The organism is Granulicella tundricola MP5ACTX9, from assembly GCF_000178975.2.
In the GTDB taxonomy this organism is placed as follows: domain Bacteria; phylum Acidobacteriota; class Terriglobia; order Terriglobales; family Acidobacteriaceae; genus Edaphobacter; species Edaphobacter tundricola.
The window spans coordinates 3594454-3615323 of record NC_015064.1 but is presented as its reverse complement, the minus strand read 5'-3'; the positions used below and the strand labels follow the sequence as shown (position 1 = coordinate 3615323).

Annotated in this window: 17 protein-coding genes; 10 read left to right on the top strand and 7 right to left on the bottom strand. The window is 55.2% G+C overall.

Annotation, left to right across the window (positions count from 1 at the left end):
• The first annotated feature begins 197 nt into the window (after positions 1–197).
• Positions 198–1100, top strand: a complete 903-nt coding sequence (locus ACIX9_RS15630) for an alpha/beta fold hydrolase (protein ID WP_332308606.1) — start codon at positions 198–200, stop codon at positions 1098–1100.
• A gap of 99 nt (positions 1101–1199) precedes the next feature.
• Here ACIX9_RS15630 and ACIX9_RS15625 read toward each other — a convergent pair whose 3' ends face one another.
• Positions 1200–2159, bottom strand: coding sequence for an IS5 family transposase (locus tag ACIX9_RS15625; RefSeq protein WP_041597230.1), 960 nt, complete (start codon positions 2157–2159; stop codon positions 1200–1202).
• A gap of 291 nt (positions 2160–2450) precedes the next feature.
• On the opposite strand from ACIX9_RS15625, the gene ACIX9_RS15620 reads away from it, so the two are divergent.
• From ACIX9_RS15620 to ACIX9_RS15600, 5 genes are all read left to right on the top strand, one after another.
• On the top strand, positions 2451–3215 hold the full coding sequence (locus ACIX9_RS15620) for a DUF2490 domain-containing protein (RefSeq protein ID WP_083808464.1): 765 nt from the start codon (positions 2451–2453) through the stop codon (positions 3213–3215).
• A gap of 171 nt (positions 3216–3386) precedes the next feature.
• The gene (locus ACIX9_RS15615) at positions 3387–4838 is read left to right on the top strand and encodes a CoA transferase (RefSeq protein WP_013581459.1); all 1452 of its coding nucleotides are present in this window, start codon (positions 3387–3389) and stop codon (positions 4836–4838) included.
• A complete protein-coding gene (locus tag ACIX9_RS27760; RefSeq protein WP_083808463.1) occupies positions 4811–5173 on the top strand; it encodes a winged helix-turn-helix transcriptional regulator in 363 nt (120 codons plus the stop codon). Before ACIX9_RS15615 ends, ACIX9_RS27760 begins: the two co-directional genes overlap by 28 nt.
• 202 nt (positions 5174–5375) lie before the next feature.
• Positions 5376–6848 (top strand): class II fumarate hydratase, encoded by a 1473-nt coding sequence (gene fumC, locus ACIX9_RS15605; RefSeq protein ID WP_013581458.1) that lies wholly within the window; start codon positions 5376–5378, stop codon positions 6846–6848.
• A gap of 63 nt (positions 6849–6911) precedes the next feature.
• Entirely contained in the window at positions 6912–8531 is a 1620-nt protein-coding gene (locus tag ACIX9_RS15600; RefSeq protein ID WP_013581457.1) for an NAD-dependent malic enzyme, read from the top strand.
• Between the two features lie 18 nt (positions 8532–8549).
• Here the strand turns inward: ACIX9_RS15600 and ACIX9_RS15595 are convergent, their stop codons facing one another.
• Positions 8550–8894 carry a winged helix-turn-helix transcriptional regulator gene (locus tag ACIX9_RS15595; protein WP_013581456.1) on the bottom strand — a complete coding sequence of 115 codons (345 nt, stop codon included), beginning with the start codon at positions 8892–8894 and terminating at the stop codon, positions 8550–8552.
• 172 nt (positions 8895–9066) lie between these two features.
• Here ACIX9_RS15595 and ACIX9_RS15590 point away from each other — a divergent pair, with 172 nt between their 5' ends.
• The 3 genes from ACIX9_RS15590 (at position 9067) to ACIX9_RS15585 (ending at position 12823) form a co-directional block, all read left to right on the top strand.
• Entirely contained in the window at positions 9067–9567 is a 501-nt protein-coding gene (locus ACIX9_RS15590) for a nuclear transport factor 2 family protein (protein ID WP_013581455.1), read from the top strand.
• Positions 9568–10225: 658 nt separating this feature from the next.
• Entirely contained in the window at positions 10226–11443 is a 1218-nt protein-coding gene (locus tag ACIX9_RS23980; RefSeq protein WP_049789332.1) for a glycoside hydrolase family 27 protein, read from the top strand.
• A 12-nt stretch (positions 11444–11455) separates the two neighbouring features.
• Entirely contained in the window at positions 11456–12823 is a 1368-nt protein-coding gene (locus ACIX9_RS15585; RefSeq protein WP_049789330.1) for a CBM35 domain-containing protein, read from the top strand.
• A 573-nt stretch (positions 12824–13396) separates the two neighbouring features.
• Here the strand turns inward: ACIX9_RS15585 and ACIX9_RS15580 are convergent.
• Both ACIX9_RS15580 and ACIX9_RS15575 read right to left on the bottom strand, forming a co-directional pair.
• Entirely contained in the window at positions 13397–14314 is a 918-nt protein-coding gene (locus ACIX9_RS15580) for an HTTM domain-containing protein (RefSeq protein ID WP_013581454.1), read from the bottom strand.
• A 2-nt stretch (positions 14315–14316) separates the two neighbouring features.
• Positions 14317–14784, bottom strand: a complete 468-nt coding sequence (locus tag ACIX9_RS15575) for a hypothetical protein (RefSeq protein ID WP_198152107.1) — start codon at positions 14782–14784, stop codon at positions 14317–14319.
• A gap of 736 nt (positions 14785–15520) precedes the next feature.
• On the opposite strand from ACIX9_RS15575, the gene ACIX9_RS15570 reads away from it, so the two are divergent.
• Positions 15521–15811: a hypothetical protein gene (locus tag ACIX9_RS15570; RefSeq protein ID WP_013581452.1), complete on the top strand. Its 291-nt coding sequence runs from the start codon at positions 15521–15523 to the stop codon at positions 15809–15811.
• 780 nt (positions 15812–16591) lie between these two features.
• Here ACIX9_RS15570 and ACIX9_RS15560 read toward each other — a convergent pair.
• The 3 genes from ACIX9_RS15560 to ACIX9_RS15550 all read right to left on the bottom strand — a co-directional run bounded on the left by ACIX9_RS15560 (position 16592) and on the right by ACIX9_RS15550 (position 20779).
• The gene (locus ACIX9_RS15560) at positions 16592–18241 is read right to left on the bottom strand and encodes a tetratricopeptide repeat protein (protein ID WP_013581451.1); all 1650 of its coding nucleotides are present in this window, start codon (positions 18239–18241) and stop codon (positions 16592–16594) included.
• A gap of 198 nt (positions 18242–18439) precedes the next feature.
• Positions 18440–18934 (bottom strand): hypothetical protein, encoded by a 495-nt coding sequence (locus tag ACIX9_RS25920; protein ID WP_157477609.1) that lies wholly within the window; start codon positions 18932–18934, stop codon positions 18440–18442.
• 765 nt (positions 18935–19699) lie between these two features.
• Positions 19700–20779 carry a malate dehydrogenase gene (locus ACIX9_RS15550; protein WP_013581449.1) on the bottom strand — a complete coding sequence of 360 codons (1080 nt, stop codon included), beginning with the start codon at positions 20777–20779 and terminating at the stop codon, positions 19700–19702.
• Positions 20780–20870: the final 91 nt, after the last annotated feature.

The following is a 20870-nucleotide window of genomic DNA, read 5'->3' as shown; positions in this document are numbered from 1 at the left end:
TGGAGTGCTCGTACAAAATCGAAGCCCTCGACCTCAGCTACTACATGGTGCTCGTATGTTTCCGAAATTATGGACACGTACGAGAACCTTTGGATAAGCGGTAAGGTCCCACTGCGAATCACATTGCGTAACGCGAGAAACATAAGCACGGGACGAAAGAGTCCCCACGAAATCTCACAGCACTCATAGAGGTCGCCATGAACCGCCGTGTATTTGCCTCCACCGGAATAGGCGCAGCACTGACTGCGGTGTTGCCTCGCGCTGCGGATTCACAGGCTAAAGGCGCGCCAAGTCCTGTCGATCTAGACAGGAACCTTCCCAGCAGCCGGCCAAGTCCTACAGCTTGCTCGACTATGCCCGAAATTCCAGACCTCCCATCTGATGTTTTGTCACAAAAGCTCTTGCCAGGGTTTAGGCGGCAAAGGATTCATACGTCCGGGGCAGAGATCAATGTTCTTACGAGGGGCACTGGCCAGCCGCTATTGCTGATTCACGGCCATCCGGAAACCCATCTGACTTGGCGTAAAATCGCACCGGCGCTAGCTGAGGAATACACCGTTGTCCTTCCCGATCTCCGCGGCTACGGAGACTCAAGCAAGCCGGGATACAGTCCCAATCACAGCGACTACTCATTTAGGGCAATGGCACTCGATCAGGTCGAGGTCATGAAGCAGCTGGGGCACGAGCGTTTTATGGTGGCCGGCCACGATCGCGGAGGGCGAGTAGCGCACCGACTCTGTTTGGATCACCCGGAGGTGGTCGAGAAGGTCGCTCTGCTTGACATCGCTCCGACGCTCACCATGTACGAGCATACTAATAAGGAGTTCGCGACCAAGTATGTTTGGTGGTTCCTGCAGATTCAACCCTCTCCGATGCCGGAGCATCTCATCGGGCTCGACTCCGCCTTCTATCTCAGAGACCACCTCGCAGTGCAAGGGAAGACTCCGGGTTGCATTTCGCCTGAGGTTATGGCGGAGTACATCCGATGCTACTGCTGCCTTGGAACCATTCGAGCCGTGTGCGAAGACTATCGTGCAGCGGCGGGAATCGATCTAGGGAGCCTCTGCGCAGGCGGCCGATTTGACGATGTCGGTGTGTGACTTGAGTCGGCGGCCAAGTTTTTCTGCGGTTGGGCCGTGCTTTGCTTGTTCTGGCTGGGGTTTGTGCGGAGTCGAAGACTCATAGCCCGTCTCCCGGCGCTAGGCGGCGGTTCCCGCCAGGTGCTTGCGGTGGAGGTAGAGGTTGATGAGGGCGAAGTTGGCGCATAGCCGGTGATGGTTCTTGGCGATGCCTCTGTAGCGTACCTTGTCGAAGCCGAAGACGCGCTTCAGGATACGGAAGACGTGTTCTACTTTCGCTCTTACTTTTGATTTCGTCGTATTCTTCTTCTTTGCCGCTTCATCGACATAGTTCTTGAACCTGGTTCGCTTGCAGGTCATGTCCTGGGCCTTGGGCGCGGCCTGCCGGATGGCCTTGGTCTGGCCTTGATAGCCGCCGTCGCCCCACACCTTGCGCTCCTCCCCATGTAGCAGATCCGGCAGCATGTGTACGTCGGAGACGTTGGCCGCCGACGTTGCCACTGAGTGCACGTGACCTTCTTTTGCATCAACGCCGATGTGCGCCTTCAGTCCGAAGTACCACTGCTTGCCCTTACGAGTCTGACGCATCGCCGGATCACGCTCTTTCTTCTCGTTCTTGGTCGAAGAAGGCGCATGAATAATGGTCGCATCCACGATCGTGCCGGTCTCGATGCGGATGCCCCTGGCCGCCAGATGCAGGTTCACCGCGTCGAGCATGGCACCGCCAAGGTCATGCTTTTCGAGCAGGTGGCGGAAGCGCAGCACTGTCGTTTCATCCGGTGCCGGAGCCACGCCCAGGTCAACACCAGCGAACCGCCGCAGCGTGAAGGACTCATAAAACGCCTCTTCGACGCCGGGGTCGGACAAGTTGAACCACTGTTGCATAAAGTACGTCCGAAGCATGATCGCAAGCCCGACAGGACGACGGCCGTTGCCGGCCTTCGGGTAGTGCGGTTCGACCAGAGCCTGTAACTCGGGCCACGGAACAACCACTTCCATCTCATCCAAAAACAGCTCCCGCCGAGACTTCCGCCCATACTTCTCAAAGATCGACTGGGACGCAAACGTCTGCTGCTTCATCGCCATCCACCCCTAACCATCAGATTAATCCATCAGGCCGCGGACGCAGAACTTGTGCAGAGTTTCCCTAGAGCACGACCGCGAAGATGATAGCAACAATAACTTCATTCAAGCCCCTCTTCTTGCGCTATGGGGAGGCAAGGGCACAGTGGGGCACTTGTGGGACGTGCTAGCCACTTGGCGAGCCAAGAGCAATAGCAGTGTTTCCGGCAAACCATTGCCGTGTGGTCATCTGCTTCCCGAGGAAGATCCCGATGGAGTACTCAATGCCCTCCGTGACTTCTATCGTGCATGAGAACGGCATTGGGCTTAATGCTGGCAACTCTTATCTTCCTGTCTGATACAAGTGCAGCGCAAATGGGAGGAACAAGTCGAAGCGCCTGGTTCAGCTACTTCGGCGATCAGCCCATTTCTACCCATTGGGCAATTCATGCGGAGGGCTCCTGCAGAAGAACATTCGACTTATCTCAGTTTGAGCAAGTTGAGCTCAGGCCTGGGTTGACCCTCCTCGAAAACCGTTCCCATCAAAGCCTGGTCGCCTACACGTTTTTTCGGACCCATGCCACAGACGATGGGAGCTTTGGCCCAACACCCGCCGACCAACGTCAGGTTGAAAAGCGGCTCTTCGAGCAACATCAGATCGCGCTACGATTGCGCAACCGCGAAGGCTCCGTTCCGGAACTCATTCAGCGGTTCCGCATAGAGCAACGTTGGAGAGCGACGGGGCCGAATGGCGGCGAATTTGAACCCACTGCCTTTAGTCAACGAGCACGCTATCGGTTAACGGCAAAGATCCCGTTCAGCAACTCTACTTCGACAGGGCACTACTTCGTTGCCTATAACGAGGTCTATACGAATGCCAGTCTCAAGCGTGATCTGCTGAATGCAGATGTGACCTACGGTGCGCTCGGGACGCGTATGGGCCGGGACTGGGCGCTAGAGGTCGGCTATCAATTTCGGTTTGCTCCGACCTCTTTGGGAGTCACTGGTCCCCAAGATCACTCGCTACAGGTCTACCTGCTCTCAACGGCTCCCTTCCGTCATAGAAGACATTGAGTCGATGCATTCTCGGCATTTCGGATATCCGAATGTATAGACCCATTCCTACATCTTTGGACACGCGAGGTGCGCAGACTGCGCCATCTCATAGAGCAATCAATAGCCTCTTGTCTCGCGAAAGCTTTTTGCGAGCATCTTCAGTAGGACAGGCACAACAGGGAGCTCATCATGCCGGGGAAGCAGTCTAAGGCTAAGCGTTCACACCTAAGCGGTGAGTTGTCTGCATTCTCTTCTTTACTGGAGCATCTCCAGCTTGCTCATCATTTCAAGGGCGACGCCACGATGGTCGGGGATGATCCCATCATTCGCTCTCCTCATAAACTTGGCGAAGCCTCAGCTACCGCGCAATTGCTGATTGGCGCTGCAGGTGCAGCCATCTGGGCCGCCAAGACGGGGCAGTCCACAGACATTGAAATAGGCGTCTTTGATGCGCTGCACTTCCTTCACCCGACCCACTATGTCAGCCAGGCTGGACACCCAATCAACGTCGGGGCTGAATTCGTTGAGACGAATGGAATCTTCCAGTGCAAAGATGGTCGGCACGTGATGATCGAAGCTGGACCACCGTACCCCAAACTCTTGAAGGGGTATCTCGACTTCTTCGATTGCGGCAATAACAAGAAGTCGATCGCACGCGAGATCGACAAATGGAATGCAAAGGATCTCGAAGACGCGCTTGCCGTTGCCGGCTTGCCCTGCTGCCGTGCTTTTGGTCGCGAGGAGTGGCTGAAGACGGAGCAGGGCGCGCTTCTGAGCAAGGTCCCGGTCATCGAGATCGAAAAGATAGCGGACGGAGACCCAATCCCATTCTCTGGAGCTGCGTCTCCCTTAGAGAACATCCAAGTCTTGGACTTTACGCACGTCTTGGCTGGACCCAGGAGCACTCGCTCTCTCGCAGAGTATGGCGCGGAGGTGCTCCACGTGAGTGCTCCGGCTTATCCCGACACTCTTGCGCAGCACCTCGGGGTAGACGTTGGAAAACGGTGCGCCTATTTAGACCTCCGCAATCCAGACGAACTTGCGACGATGCACAGACTCGCCTCGCAGGCAGATGTGTTCGCAACAACGTACCGCAATGCAGTGAATAGGAAGTTTGGCCTCACGCCACAGGAGTTGGCATCAAGGAGCGAGCGCGGCATCGTCTGCATGACTGCAAACGCATATGGCCATAGTGGCCCTTGGACTGACCGCCCCGGGTTCGATCAGAATGGCCAAGTCGCTTCTGGTTTCGCAGTGCGCGAAGGCGGAGACGGCCCACCTAGGTTCTCGCCAGTATTTTACCTCGCAGACCTGATGACAGGCTATTTCGCTGCCGCGGGCACGATGGCGGCGCTGCTTCGCCGATCAATTGAGGGTGGGTCATACAACGTCAAGCTGTCTCTTTCGAGAAGCGCGATGTGGGTTCAAGAGCTAGGATTGCTACCACTCGACGAGCAAGCGAATGTGCCGAGCGAAGACAAGCACCCGCCGACGTTGACCACAATCGACACGGTTTACGGGCCGCTCTCTTTCCTTGCCTCGCCCATCCGATTCTCCAACCTGAGTCTTCCATCGGCATTCCAGCTGGAGCCCTACGGAGCCAGCGCACCAGCATGGCTTCGTGGCGTTGCCGCGATTTGAGGCGTTTCGCTTCGTCTGTCTCAGAAGTTCCCCAACGATCACCTGAGGACCGTCAGCCAGTGACAAGAAGAAAAGAAGAAGAAATCCCCCGTGCTACTTGGACACTTTCGGTTCTATACGGTAAGTGGAAGCTAAAGGTCCTTGTCGAGATGCGAGATCGGCCCGTCAGGATCAGTGAGCTTCAGCGAAATGTCGCGGGCGCGACGAAGAAGATGCTGATCGACACCCTACATGCACTCGAAGCAGACGGGATCGTTGAGCGCAAAGAGTTCGAAGCTGCAGTCCGGCACGTCGAGTACGGAATCATGCCGTCACTCCGAGAACCAACGTGCTAGCTGATCGATATGTTGGCTGATTGGTCTCGCCTCATGGAGCATCGAGGTCCTGGGCATAGTGATTCGGACGAGGATGAACTGATGGACACCAGCGCAGCCGAAACCGACCCTAAAGGCACCTAGATCCGTCGAAGGGCAGCAGTATGAAGTTCCCTTCCTTTTCCGACGAAGAATCAGCAACGAACGAGAGGAGAGTGTCGAGATGTCAATGGTCGAAGATACGCAGGTCGTGGACGGACATTTCAAGCCAGGGGATGTCCTTGAGGAGGGTCGGTGGCGAATCGAGTTCGACTCGATGGGGCAGGTGAAGGTGCCAGCAGATCGCCTGTGGGGAGCTCAAACACAGCGTTCTCTGATTCACTTCTCTATCGGAAATGACCACATGCCCGTCGAGGTTTATCACGCTTACGGGTATGTCAAGAAGGCCGCTGCGATTGTGAACGAGCGTCTTGGCCTGCTTCCGAAAGAAAAGTCGGACTTGATCGTGAAGAGCGCCGACGAAGTGATCGAAGGCAAGCTCGACGCGAACTTTCCGCTCTACGTGTGGCAAACCGGAAGCGGCACACAGAGCAACATGAATGTGAACGAGGTCATCTCCAATCGCTCCATTCAACTTGCGAATGGGACGGTAGGTGCTCAGGATCCCGTACACCCAAACGACCATGTGAATATGTCGCAGAGTTCCAATGACACTTTTCCTACCGCGATGCATATCGCAGCGGTGAAAGAACTCAAAGAAATCCTGATCCCAAAGGTCAGCGCGCTTCTGACCGCGATCGAAAACAAAGCCAACCAGTGGCAGCACATCGTAAAGATCGGACGAACGCACCTGGAGGACGCTACGCCTCTCACCGTCGGGCAGGAATGGTCCGGTTATGTTGTGCAGATCCGTTCGGCGCTAAAACGAATTGAAGCAGCATTGCCAGGACTCTATCAACTTGCAGCAGGCGGAACGGCTGTTGGAACGGGAATCAATACTCCGGAGCACTTCGGGACGAAGATTGCAGCCGAGATTGCGGAACTTACTGGATACCCGTTCATCACAGCTCCAAACAAGTTTGAGGCCCAAGGCTCGCTCGACGGGATGGTTGCCGCCCATGCAGCGCTCCGGGGACTTGCAGTTCCGCTGATGAAAATTGCAAACGATATGCGCTGGCTCGCTTCTGGCCCTCGCTGCGGGATTGCGGAGCTACTCCTTCCTGCCAATGAGCCCGGATCGTCGATCATGCCCGGCAAAGTCAACCCGACCCAATGCGAAGCGATCGTGATGATTTGCATTCAAGTAATTGGCGACGATACAGCGGTGGCGTTCGCAGGCTCTCAAGGCAACTTCGAGTTGAATGCAATGCGCCCGATTATCATCAACAACTTCCTTCACTCCGCGAGAATTTTGGCCGACGGAAGCGAGAAGCTCCGCGTATTTTCGGTCGAAGGCACCGAGGTCAACGAAAAGAAAGTGAGTGAGTACGTCCAAAACTCGCTCATGTTGGGTACCGCTCTGAGCCCCGTGATCGGTTATGACAACGCATCGAAAATCGCCCACACCGCTCAAGATGATGGCACCACATTGCGCGAAGCTGCGATCAAGACAGGTCTGATCGATGCGAAGAAATTCGATGAGGTGGTCAAACCGCACACCATGGTCGGCAACACCACATTGAACTTCGGCGTCTAGCTCGAACCCCTTAAAACCGCCTTCTCGCAAGTCAACCTCAACTCGATCCTCAGGAGAAAAACTATGAATAGCTTGACCGGCATTGCACTACTGGAAGATCCCAAAGAAAACCGCGGCACCGCATTCAATCAGGCCGAGCGCGAAGAGAAAGGCCTGGTCGGCCTCCTGCCCCCGGTAGTTGAGACACTGGAAAACCAAGTAAAGCGGTGCCTCTACCAACTCAGCAAGAAAAACAACGACTTGGAGCAGTACATCTATTTGGCCCAGTTGGCGGATGATAACCAAACCCTGTTCTTCGCAGTGCTGGCGACGGATCCTGCTCGCTTTCTGAAGATTGTCTACGATCCCACGGTCGGCACGGCGTGTCTTGAGTTTGGGCACATCTACCGCAAGCCGAACGGGATGTACCTCTCCATGGATCAACGAGGCAAGTTGAAAGAAGTACTGAAAAATTGGCCCGTGGGAGATGTGCGAGTGATATGCGTGTCCACAGGCGGACGCATCCTCGGATTGGGCGACCTCGGGACAAACGGTATGGGGATCCCAATTGGGAAGTTGCAACTTTACACTGCTTGCGCTGCGGTGCAACCCGATGTCCTGCTTCCTGTTCTGCTCGATTGCGGAACTGACAACGAGAAGTTGCTGAACGATCCCTTGTACCTGGGCCTGAAGCAAAAGCGACCGACCACGGACGAGCTCGATGCCTTTGTTCAGGAGTTCGTTGATGCTGTGCAAGAGCGGTTTCCGAAATGCTGCATTCATTTTGAAGACTGGAAGGGCACGGACGCCCTGCGCTTGCTGGCTCGCTATGTCACTGAAATCAGCTGCTACAACGATGACATTCAGGGTACGGGTAGTGTGACCGTCGCTGGACTGTACAACGCCATGAAAATCTCGAAGGGAGATCTCAAGGACCAGCGGGTTCTGTTCTTTGGCGCTGGTTCAGCCGGCATCGGGATCGCGAATATGATCGCGTCCGCAATGAAGCTCGAAGGGCTCAGTGAGAGGGAAGCACGAGAACGGATCTCGTTATTCGATGTGAACGGGCTCTTGGAACCATCTCGGAAGGACCTCTCACCAGATCAGTTGCCCTATGCGCATCCGGCTCAACCAACGAAAGATCTGGTCGCGGCGATCAATGAGCTGAAGCCGACAATTCTGATCGGCGTCAGCACCGTGGGTGGAACGTTTACGCAACAGGTGATCGAGGCGATGTCGAAGCTCAATGAGCGTCCCGTGATCTTCGCGCTGTCCAATCCCACCGAGCACGCTGAATGCACGGCAGAGGACGCATACAAGTTCTCGAAGGGGAAGGCTATCTACGCAGCAGGTGTCCAATTTGATCCCGTCACGATCGATGGCAAGACTTACGAACCCAGCCAGGCGAACAACTTCTACATCTTCCCGGCTGTTGGCATGGCTATCGTAGCTACTGAGGCAGAGCATGTTCCCGATGAGATCTTCATCGCTGCCGCAAAGGCGACCGCGGATCAGGTGACAGACGAGCAACTTGCCAAGGGAATTCTCTTCCCGGAGCAGGCGGACGTGCAGAAGGTTTCACACGTGACCGCTGTGAAGTCTGCGGAGAAAATCTTCGAACTCGGCCTTGCACGGATCGATAAGCCAGAATCAGTCGACACACTCGTCACGTCGCTTGAGTACAAGCCCATCTACAGCGAGTAATGGGCTGAACCGCCGCGCTCAGACTTTGAAGGAGGTCCTTGATTTCGCCCAATCTTGAAGCGCCTGGAGAGCAGGGCGTAGGGCCAAGCCATCTTTTGTCAGACCGTACTCCACCTTCGGAGGGACAACGGGGTAGACCTTACGGAAGATCACCCCGTCGTCCTCTAAATTTCTCAATTGCTGTATGAGCATCTTCTGCGAGATTCCATTGATAGCTCGTTGCAGGTCAGAGAACCGGAGAACCGGTGCAGTGAAGAGGTGGTAGATGATGAGGGTCTTCCATCGGCCGTCAAGAACGTGAAGCGCATCTTCGAGTTCTTGCGCGGAACACGCACGAGAAAGTGCCGCATCTTTAGCTTTCATGGTTACCTTTTGGTGAGTATTACACCTTTTAGTAAGTTCTTGTGCTTTGTATACCAAAAACCTAATCTTATCAGTGACGGGTGGCCACCCTGTAAGTGATGCGGTGCTCAGACTCGCTTGTCGTCTGGACTCAACCGATTCTCAAATCCATCAACAGGAAGGAATCACCACAATGGAAAACACCAAGAACACCGAACTTCTTCTTCAGCAGCTTTTGGATCGTCAAGAGATTCAAGACACCATCTCGCGTTACTCGCAGGGACAAGACGCTCACCAAGGCGAGGATTCCAACATCTTGGAACAATGGGATAACACCTTCGCCAAGGACGGCACGGTCGACTACAGCGCCGCAGGCGGAACGAAGGGTTCCTACCGTGACCTCGCCAAGTGGATGCGCGGAGATGGGGCGACGCCTGGCAGCATGAGCGGCTTCTCCAACTGGCAGCACATGTTGAGTCTGCCGATCGTGACACTCACTGGGGACACCGCGAAGGCGCGAACCGACTTCTTCGCGACACACCGCGGCAAGAAGGAGAACAATTTCAACGTTCACTACAATGCCTCGGGCGCCTTCCATGATGAACTCGTTCGCACTCCCGAAGGCTGGCGCATTCAATTCCGTCGCCTAGAGGTCTACTTCGGCGATCCTTTGCAGATCGCAAAGCTGGGCTAAGGTTTCCACTTTGGTGCTTCAGCTCCTCCACGGGAGGAGCTGAAGTACTTCCTCGATGGCTGCGAATGCCTTACCTCACTCGGAAGGTTGGCGATGGCTGTGGAGAGTAAGTGTAGCTGGCCGCGCGTGAAGCCTCTATACGAAGTGGCCTAGCGTGGAAACGTGGGACAACGGAAGTCCAGACTACATTCGCATCACCAAACGTCCGGTTCCTCTCCTGAACGGTGGACTCAGTTCCGATCTCCTCGCCCGCCACCACCAGATATCGAATGTGGGATCAGATGAAATCACGTTATTAGCCGGATAAAAAAGCGTGGAATGAGATTCTCTTGATGGGCGCAGCGCTGGACGCGCCTATATCCCAAGGACCCGATAAAGCGCCGTTTCAATCGAGATAGCGGTAGCCACAACTTCTGTATAGGCTGTCGACAAACTGCAAGCCCTAAACCATTCTCTGTTCGTGCGCGGAAAGTTAATCTAGCTCAAGGCTCACATTCTGAAGAGAGGCGAAGTCCAATCGATGGCCCGGAACAACGAATTGGCGAGTCCCAAAAGTTTGTGTCGCGTCAATCCGGCTGGCCGGGCGGCCTGCAGCTGAAACGAAACACACAGCCGCAACTATTTAGGATCCAGTACGGGACTGGCTGCAGAGGAATTTATGATCGCGATGTCGTTCACTTTGAAAGATAATTTTAGCCGGCCCTGGAGTTTGGCCGCTGCGTTATTGTTTCTGATGTCGAGCGTCCCAGCGGCCACTCAGACGCCCGGGATCGGACAGAAGCCGTATCTCGGATGGAGCAGTTCCAGTCAGCAATCTCTTTCAAGCAGCTTCCTGACGCAGGCCAACATCGCGGCGCAATCAGATGCCCTCCAATCTTCCGGTTTGGGCATTCATGGGTTCACCTACATCAATATCGACTCCGGGTGGCAAGGAAGCTTTGACTCGAATGGACGCCCCCTTCCTGATACGTCTCGATTCCCTGATATTCAGGCGTTAATCAGGCACATCCATTCAAATGGGCAGCAAGTAGGTATCACATGGAGTCCAGGAGTGCCGCAGGCTGCCGTCTCATCGAACGCGCAGATCCTCGATACTACGTACCACCTCAAGGACATTCTGGCCGTCCCATACGCCATCGGGAACACCCTTTCTCCACCCAGTGGGACCACGTCGAGTTCAAATACTCCAGTCGGCAATCAGGCCCAAACCTCCACGTCGCTCGTTTCGAGCCGATGTGTCTCGACTACGAATTGCGTGGCCTCTGTCGCAACTTCGTCTCTGCCCGACTACAAAATCGACTACACAAGATCCGGTGCACAAGAATACGTCTCCTCAATCTTGAGTTTGTTTGCCGCGTGGGGCGTGGACGCGGTTGTGCTCGATGGCGTCGGACCCTCGACCCTCAATCAGTCTGTCGACAATCAGGCTGATGTGGCCGCCTGGGGCACGGCGATCACCCAGAACGGTCGACCGATATGGTTTACGGTCTCATCTGCTCTGGATCAGGATTATCTGCCAACTTGGGAGCGTTATGCCAACGCTCGTCGTATCGCAGGCAACCTTGAATGCGCGGGCAGCTGCCCCACGATCACCAACTGGCCACTGAGTTCCCAGAAGCTTTATGACCTGGTGTCTTGGCAGAATACGGCAGGTCCTCTGACGGGGTGGAACGATCTTGGTCCCTTAGTTATAGGAGACTCCGCTACGGGCGGACTAAGTCCCGCGGAACAGGAGTCCCTAATCACCTTTTGGGCGATGGCAAACGCGCCCATGTACCTAGGTGGCGACCTGATCGCCTTGGACCAAGTAAGCCGACAGCGACTCACCAATGACGAAGTGCTCGCAGTGGACCAATCCGGACGGCCTGCCGCATAAGTAGTCGGGGGCATGACACCGGTGTGGGTCGCCAAGCAAGACGACGGTAGCTTTAACGTCGCCCTGTTCAACTTGAATGCGTTTCCGACCCCCGTCTCAATCGATTGGAATACGATCGGCTTCCTGACGTCCCCAAACGTCCGAGACCTTTGGTCTCACACCGATCTTGGGGGCTTTGACCAAGGCTTCAGGACAGTTGTATTGGGGCACAGCGCACGCCTCTTGAAAGTTGAATCCAAGGGAGTTGTCGCGCCTGCAGGCACAGCGCGCTATGAGGCAGAATTCGGCCTCGCGCAAGGCTCCACGCAGTTCTTAGCGTGTAAGCCTTGTTCGGATGGCAACAAAGTCGTGAAGCTCGGACTAGGCATCGAAAATACCTTGACTCTCAACAACATCTATACCGAAAGGGCTGGTATCTACCGCGTCGAGATAGACCCGGTAGCCAGCGGAAGCAGTGATCTGATCTTCCAAGTCAACGATGGAGAACCCCAGGCGCTTAAGGTAAGCGGAGGGAGTGCCAATCAGCCGTCAAGCTCCTTCCTTCCCCTTGAGCTAAAGACGGGCTACAACTCAATTCGATTCGGCAATGCCTCAGGCGTTGCACCCGATCTGGACCGTATCTCGGTTGGGAGCGGCAGCCTTGTGGGCTCGCCATCTTCCAGGTCCTATGAAGCGGAGTTGGCGCGATTGTCAGGAACTGAAACCGCATCTTCCTGCCTGATGTGCTCCGGCGGAGCTCAAGTCTCAAGCATTGAGCAGAATGATGAGAACGCCGTGACCTTCCCAAACGTCAATGCACCGTCAGGCGGAGTCTATGAGCTTGAGATTGATTTTGTAACTGCCAGCCAGCATTCGGTGTTATTGACCATCAATGGCGGTAAAGAGATCAACATCGATCTAAACGGATCGAGTAAGGTTACGCCATCGACCACCGTGGTCCCAGTCGTTTTGAAGGATGGTAAGAACGAACTTCGGTTCACAAGCCACGACTTCGATGCACCAGCTTTAGACCGGATTGCCGTGCCCCCCCCTATTGGGTCGAGTAGCCTGGTCGCTTCACTGGTGGGGAAAAATGGGCCAGAGAACGATCGAGTGTGGACGCTGCAGATCGTCAACTCTGGGTACCAGACTGCATTGAATCCACAGATCAATATTCTTGCCCGCACACAATCAAGCGGAAAAGAAACCTGCCAACCGAAAGTGCTCAGTGCACTGCCTTTGATGGCCGGGTCGATCCCCCAGCATGGACAACTGACAGTCCCGGTACACCTCGATTTTTCAAAGTGTTCCGACGACGCTCAATTCAACACTCTCATCGTCTATTCCGCGAACAATGGTGCGATCGTGGCTGACTCCGCTGGTGTCTCTGTGCCACAGTGATCTACATCACCCGGCCAAGATAGCGGGATGACTCAGCTTGAGCCGTTATGTACTCTGAAGACTACGTTGATGCAGGGACTCTCCTGCCGACCGCAAGCATCAACACGCGCGCGCCGATCAATGCACAGAGTGAAGTCGTCTGCGTATCCGGACCGCTGCATCCATGCGATCGAAATCTGTCGATCAAGTTGTGGCACAGTCGTGTCTCCTGGGCGCAGACCGTCATGCGTGAGAGCTTCTCCCGTAATCATCCGTCTATTGCACGTACATCCGCTCGGATGCGCCTTCACGCATTACCTTCCTAGGCTGGATGACGGTGTCAGTTGAACAGCGCCTCTCCAGGTTGGGTGAAAGAGCGCGATGAAGTCTAGCGACAGGGTTGTTCGCGATCGATCCGCGATTGCTTTACTCGACTCTACTCAAGAAGTGAGCGAGGTGTGAAGAGCTCAGAGATTCGGAACAAGCAAAAGTGTCGTTATGCGTGGCAAGAGTACGTAACATAGGAATCGCAAAACCTACGCGGCGCACACGGCTCTCAGGATCAACACCTCCTAGGATCAAGCGCTGCACCCGCTAAGCGGTGCCGACTTGTCTTCGCTTCCATACCTTGAAGAAGTGCCGAATCCCTCTTTCGAGCGCGTATGGATCGACAAAGAGTACATAGGCAGAAAGCATGTCCCACTGGAACATCGGGATGTTAAGTGCGTATTCCAGCGTGAGATGGAAGAGTATGCCTATGGTCAACAGAGAGACACGGAAACGCTTAAGCCAAATCAAGAGCGGAAATGCAAGTTCGAAAACGAGAACGGACCAACTCTCGATGTGAACGGCTGCGCTGTTGTGAAATAGGCTTGGAACTGGGAACCGCTGGAGTTCCCGAAGATGCCAGACATAGAAAAGTGCTGTCCCGCTTCGCCAAGGTTCGCCTTTGATCTTCCATAGGAAAGACGAAAGATAGATGAGGACCAGCTGATACTGGATCAGTCGTTGAGCCCAAGGTTTGATGGTAATCGGTCGTAATATGTGGCGTCGCTTCCGAATCAGCGCGTCCACAGACCACACCATACCCGAAGGACAGAAGACGAGGAAGAAGGCGGCGGCTCGCAGGAAGGTGTCCCCTCCGTGCAAGATGAGCGGCATGCGCTGGTTGAGGGCATTGAGCGCGAGGAACACGATAGCGCTGCTAAGCCTGGAGCAAAATCCAAGAACCAAAGCGAGTGAAGCGGACAGAAAGATCCAGAAGCAGAGGCGGACCCATCCATCATCGTTCGGCAAGAGGTCAAAGGCATTCAGTCGGAATCCGCTTTCCGCCTTGTGAATTGTCTCTGGGCTTACCCAGCCATGCATGCCGAACCACGCCATCCAGTCTCGGTGGAGCAATAGCAGAGTGGTGGCAACGCAAGTGCCGAATAGGATTCGGTATGCAGCGAGCGGATAGGGCGAAATGGGTTGAAAGAAGAAAGCGTCGGCTTTCCGGCGGAGATCCTGCATTTTCACTGTAAATCCTCAGGCTGCACGGAAAGCTCGCCCAACACCGTTGGTACGGCATGCTCGTCTTCACCCAGGAGTCCATGATTTGGATCGATGGCCGACTCGAACTTCACCAACACCACCCTGTCCGGGGGGTCCATCGGAGTTCCGGATCGGCGTGCTACATAGCGCCCGACATCCGGCCATAGTCCGTTACAATCCCCGCAAACCACACTCTCCTCAAACTTCCTAAAGCGTTCCATGCGGTAGCGATCCGCATACGACAAGTCTTCCATTCGAGGAAACTGATAGACCTCTGTTTTGCCTCGCAAGGTCACCACGACGGCTTTCATAAATTGCTCTGCCGATTTCGGGTTGGGAGCGAACGTATTCCAGGTTTCGTTCATACCAATTGCGAGCATGTACGGACTCACATAGACCCGTATTCTCTCGACCCAGTTGCCGCTCATGGGTAGGGCAAAGAGCGTCATGACGCAGAGGTGGAAAGCCACAAATAATGATGTGGCTAACTTCGTAGCGGGTCGAATCATAAGCTGTTGCCCCCGGGTTTACTGGCTAGTGTTCGAGATCTACCCCTGATAGCTATTGAAGCGACGGCGACCTGTCTTGTTCGGCACTCGGGAGAGATGTCACGCTGGGATGAGCTGTTCAAGTTCAGCACCGGCCATGAACCTCGGACGGTTTTGGAGCCAAGCAGCAGGGAGAAGTGTCCATAGAGCGTCTGTTCGAGAAGTCCTTTGCTTTGAGACGAGCACGGCTTGGCAGCTGGATCGTCTAGCCACATCGAAGCCGTAAAGCTCGCGCAAGAGCTGTTTCCTATGGACGTCTGGCTATCAGTAGGAGCGTGCCCAATCTTCCTGCGATGTATCTGTTTCTATTCCGAATGTAGAGAAGGAGCCACAGAGGATTCAGAGCAAGCAGCAGAAACTGGGGCCAACCGCAACTGCAAACGTGGATTCGGCCAGCGGACATTGGCTCCAAGAGAGCCAAGGGAGAAGCGAGGTGCACTTGGCGTCAGGAATGGGATCCGATCTACACTGCCACGCTTGTTCCAATCTCTCGGGGTTCTTGCAGATGTATGGACACGGTCCCGCAGCATTGAGCACGCATCCTCCTTCTTGCGGCGTTCCAATCGCGGTAGCAGCAGATGAGCCGAAGGCAGGCTTAAGGTTGTGTCAGCTGGCGTAGAGCCCGAAGGAGGTACGCATGTGTGAGATCGTCATCATCGTCGTGGCAGCGGCCTATCTGCTGCCAGGATGCACCAGAACGGCTGGCTACGGGTTGAGCCTGTCCGAGATCGGATCGGTGTTTCTAGGGAAGCAGAATGCCTATCCTCGCAGGGCAAACAACGGCCGCCGCGCCGTTAGGAGAGTTGTGGAACATCAAGCTAAACAGATTTGCGCAGCGATCTCTGTCATGTTGTTCGGTTGCACAGACCCCGATCATCACCTGTGCACGTGCCGCATGACCGTCATTATTGGCAGCGCGCGAATCTGAAGTGAATGTCAACGTGCGGCACCCGGCTGATCGGTGCGGTCGCATGTAAGTGCTGCTACGCAGTGGATAACAGAACAGTTCTACCGAGAGAGGACGAAGTGACACGATAATGAAGAAACAAGACTTTGCTGCAGAAGTAGAGGCAAACCAGACCGCGCTGGCGCGGGCGGTATTCCATGTCGCTTGGCGGTGAAGATCGTTCTCTTTGGCGAAGGCCTCGGAGGACGCTGTCCGACGCCCTGCCAAGACTGCGGCCGGGGCCGTTGTGAGGTGGTTTCCGAGTACCTCCATGACCTCGTGGCGCATGTCGCTTTGGGCAGGCTGCACCCACTATCGAGAGCTTTAGTCGCGGTAGACGACGAGCCATTAGGCTCTGATTATTGTGCGGCAACATCCTGCATCACCTGTCTTTCGGAGTCGGGAAACTCTTAGTTAGCATGCGGCAAACGCCAGTCCGTCAGCTAAATCGTTTCGCAAAGCTTTATCCGGCAGGGAATGATCGAGCAGCTTTGCCTATACCTGCAACGCATAGAGCGCGCTCTTGATTTGTCAGCTCCTAGCTTCTCGAACGGCGAGCCGGCCTTCGAGTCCGCGAGCGCGGGTGACGGGAGTCTTGCTAGCACCTTCGGCAGAAGGTGGACACCGATCGTCGAGCGAGTGCGATCGGCGGAGATGCTGAGCCGCTTTGTAAAAGCATCTTGGTCCGTAGCTTATGTAAGCTACGACCAAGGATCCAACGAACCAGCCATTCATTGAAGCGTGCTGCGACGCTTAACCAAGTCATTTGTCTTGCTGATTAAGGAATGCTTTCGCTCGACTGACTTCGGGTCGGCCTGACGCGTGTCCATCGTCGGTGAGGCGCAGTAGCGAGCCATAGAAAGTGCGAGCCTCGTCCAGATGACCAACCTCTGCTGCAGCTCGGGCTGCGCCAGCTAGGCCGTTGAAACGATTAGGACTCAAATGCAAGGCGATCTTATATTCATTCAAGGCCTCAGCAGGGCGCCCATCTGCAAGCAGCATGTCTGCATACATCTCGCGCGCCGGGATGTCCACTTCGGCTTGGCCTACCCGATCCTGCTCGTCAGCCGATGCCGAGAGCTGCGCAAGAGCTTCCGCATCGCGATGATGCGCGTAGTCTTGCCATGCCTTCATCGTCAGGAACGTTGCATGGATCTCCGCCGAGATCGGCGACCCCTCAGCGGCGACGGCCTTGTAGATCGATTGCGCATTCGCGAGGGCCTGATCAGCCGCGCTGGCATCGCGCAGATGGCCCGCAGCAATGGCCTGAGCCCAGAAAAGAAAATATCGCGAGGACACCAGTGGATGCGCTGGTTCGGCAATCGCCAGCACGTCATTCCACTCGTGGCGCTCCAGATGGTAGATGGAGGGAAATTCAACCTGCATGTAAGAGGTGAACAGGTACATCCCGTCATTCTGGATTCCCGGTATCGCTGCCAGATGCCGAATCATCGGGCTGACATCCTGAACAATCTCTCGTGCATGCGTGTCGTCGCCCTCTTGCAGATAGGCATAAAGCAAGAACTCATACGCGTGCATCTCATGGGAGACTCCATCGAGGTGCTCTTTCGCGGCCAGTTCAGAAGCTCGTACTGAAGCGCGATTGACCGCGATGTCTTCCTTCCACATACCGAGCCGCGCGAAAATATGGCCAGGCATGTGGAGGGCATGTGCCGATGCGGGAGCGATTGCCGCATACTTCTCGGCAGCGGGCAGCGCCTCCCGGGCAAGTTGAGGGTTATCGCAGGTATGAATGATGTAGTGTGCGAATCCGGGGTGGTCGGGGTGTGCTTTGAATCCCGGCATTAGTACGGCCAAGGCCTCGCGATCGGAAGCAATTGGATCCTTTGGATCCAGGGAGGCCGCTGCCGAGAGACCCAGACCGTAAAAAGCAAACGCTTCCACGTCGCTCGGATCCGCTGTGTGAAGTTCGCCCATAGCGTCCGCATATTTGCGGACAGCGACAACGTTTTGCGTGGGGTCCGAATGCAAATAATCGCGTAATGCGGCGATGTAGCGGCGTTCACGGTCGGTCTTGGGGTCAAGCGATGCCGCTTTGTCAATCTCTTCGATACCAGCCTTCCGCCTTTCCTCGGGCATGCCGTCCCAAAACGGGCGCCATTCGGTCATAGCAAGACCCCATTGTGCCATGGCGCAGGAGGGATCCGAGGAGGCTACAGCAGCAAACTGCTTCCGAGCCTCTTCGTACCAGAAGGAGTGAAGCATAGCGACACCACGTTCAAACGGAATCTGAACATGCGCGCTGCATGAGATCGGAAAGTGAACCGTACCGACTTTCACTAGAGCTTCTTGCGAAATGCCTTCGCCGCTATGGTGGTGCTGCTGCTGTGCCAGCGAAACACATGGAATAGCGGCGATGCAAGCGTACAGTGCAAGGGATCGGATCGTCATTCAGCTACCGCCCTTGCTTTCCTTGCGCCATACGTTTGATCAATTACCGCTCGAATACCTGAACTCATGCTGCTTTCTCCCCTTACTTGTTAGGACTAGCCGTAGGAACACTTAGGCCAGCAGAATATTCACATCACCTTCAGAAGTGAACCGGAAAACTTCGAGCGGTCGGACCTTGATACGTGCGTGCTAGCGAAGCTACAAACACGTCTTTATCAAATGCGACTGCAGGTTCTCGAGATACCCTGGAAGTGGGTTCGGGCTCACCAGAACGATGGTCATGATATCCGCAGTTGTTGCGACCATGAGCGTTTGCGTGTTCTCGTCGCCGCTATTGACTACCGGGATCAACGATCGCAGCCGAACTTGTCCGAACTGGGTAGGTTCCTCGAAAGTTCCAAAGTTGGAAATCATCAGGTCGTGGGTGTGAGCGCTTGCAAGAGCTACGGCTTCCTCAACAGTCCGCTGACTCGCTAGAAAGTCATGAAGAGGCTGGAGGTTTGCCAAGAGACCGGCTCGTGTTCGAACTTCTTTTACCCCCGTACTGACGGAGCGAGCGATGTCCCAAAATTCAGGCGGCCGCAGCAGGTTAAAGACAAATCGCTTTTGCCCGAAAACGATACCCTCGGCTTGTTCTCGATGGAACAGGGGGCGAACATTCACCGGTACAACGCATGTCACGTTGTTCTTCATCCACGGCTCTCCTATGGCCCGTCCTACCGAGAGGGCGGATGCCATGATCACTCCGTTTGCGGTGGTGTCATGCTCGCGAGCTCGCACCACTATCGCTCTCGTAAGCTCAGTGGAGAGCTCGATTCGCCCTATCTGGGGTACGTCTGAAGTAACAGAAGCTGACTTCACATCTGAGGGGGCGGTTCTGGACTCGGTACTCCCGTCGTTTCGAGGTAGGAAGTCGGAACCTACATCAAGACCGACGAGCATATCCACAGAAGGGCTCTGCTCTTGTGTGGAGGGTTCATTGTTAGTCGTAAGAAATGAGAGAGTGTCTCGGATCAGGTTCATCAAACCGATGCCATCGAAGAAGGCGTGGTGCCCGGAGAATATGGCTGCGGCCCTGTTTGCTCCGAGAAGCAGTGTCACGCGCAGAGGGGGCCCGCCGCCGTCCCCGAAACCCGTCTTCATAACTTCCCTGCACTCCGTCAAAATGTCTGACGTCGGTGTCAGTGGCCGGTGATGCAAGGGGATACCTTCGGCCTCAGCTTTGCAAAAGAAGGGCCGAACGCCGTCCGATGCCTTAACGCGCGTGGAGAGGACATCGTACTTCATTTCTAACAACCGCAGCGCGTGCTGCCAATCCGCTAGAGTGGTTGAGCCTTCAACCTCGGCGCAGACGATTGCCATACGAGTTGAATGCTGCTCAAGCAGCCAAACGTATTCCTCCATGCACCCCAAGAGGCGCACCGGAATAGAATTCTTCGATGAGTTCTTTTTCACTGTTTACCGTTTGTGAGTGAGAAGTTCGCACTCTGTCTTTCTAGATTCCTGTATTGCCACTTCAATCGCCTCAGCGGCCGCGTGTAGATCGGCAATTTCGGAGGCGGTGAGCCGCAACTGCGAACTCACTTGCCAACCTGTAAGTCGCACTTCAAGAGGAACTCCGCAGACTCCCTTAATACCTTGGAACTGACCATGCAGTTGCACTTGACCGTGCACTCGACGCCCATCTGCCATAAGCGCAGCGCCGAGAATCTCTAGAGTCGCGTTTGCGGTAGCGTTTGGAGTTGAATGTATTTGTGAATGCGTGATGAACGGCTCGAGCATGATTCGGGTACTAGGTGATACGTGCTCCATGACTTCATAAGCTGCCGCGAGCTGGTGGTCGGCCAGAAGGCTTTCGAGTGTGTCTCGAGTTCGATTGACCTCGCTTCGCGTGTCGCTGTTCTCGAAGCGTTCTATGAGTGCAGCTAGCCGCGATGCGGTCTCCGGCTCGTCCAGAGTCAGATGAACGGAACTCCACAAGGGAACCATTGCCTGGCCATGTTCACCTAGAACACTGGCCCTCACCTTGGAACGATGCACTCCAATTTGGGACGCAATCGCCCGAGCAAAGCGCAACGAATCTTGTTGCGCTCCGATTCCGATGACTCGCTGCGGTTCCATGTGCGCTGCAAAGATCCCGACCGCTAACTCAACAGGATTGCTGACAATTAGGAATAAGGCGTTGGGAACAGTTCGGCTTAGCTTCGCAGCTAAAGACTGGAAGAGCGGCTGATTGGATGCGGCGAGGTCTCGCCGTGTCCGACGCGAAGGGGAAATGGTGTAGCCGGCAGCGATGATAACAACATCAGCCTTTAAGTCTCCGATCGATTCGCAAACTGATATACGAATCGCAGACTCGTCGAAGGCATCTAGCAGATCCATGCGGATCGCAAAGAGTCGTCCGCTGCTTTCCGGTGTGCCACGACCGAGGAGAACTACTTCGTCACCTGCCTGCAGAGTCGAACTCTTCAGCAGGTGCATGAGTAGGGCGGAACCGACGGCTCCCCCGGCCCCGACGATCGCTATGCTGAGTGCCAACCCACTCCTCCTTTTCTTCAATGCGTGCTCACTGCCTAATGAGAATGCATGCCTCGACTTGATGCGTGCACAAAGGTGTTTCTTCGTGTCT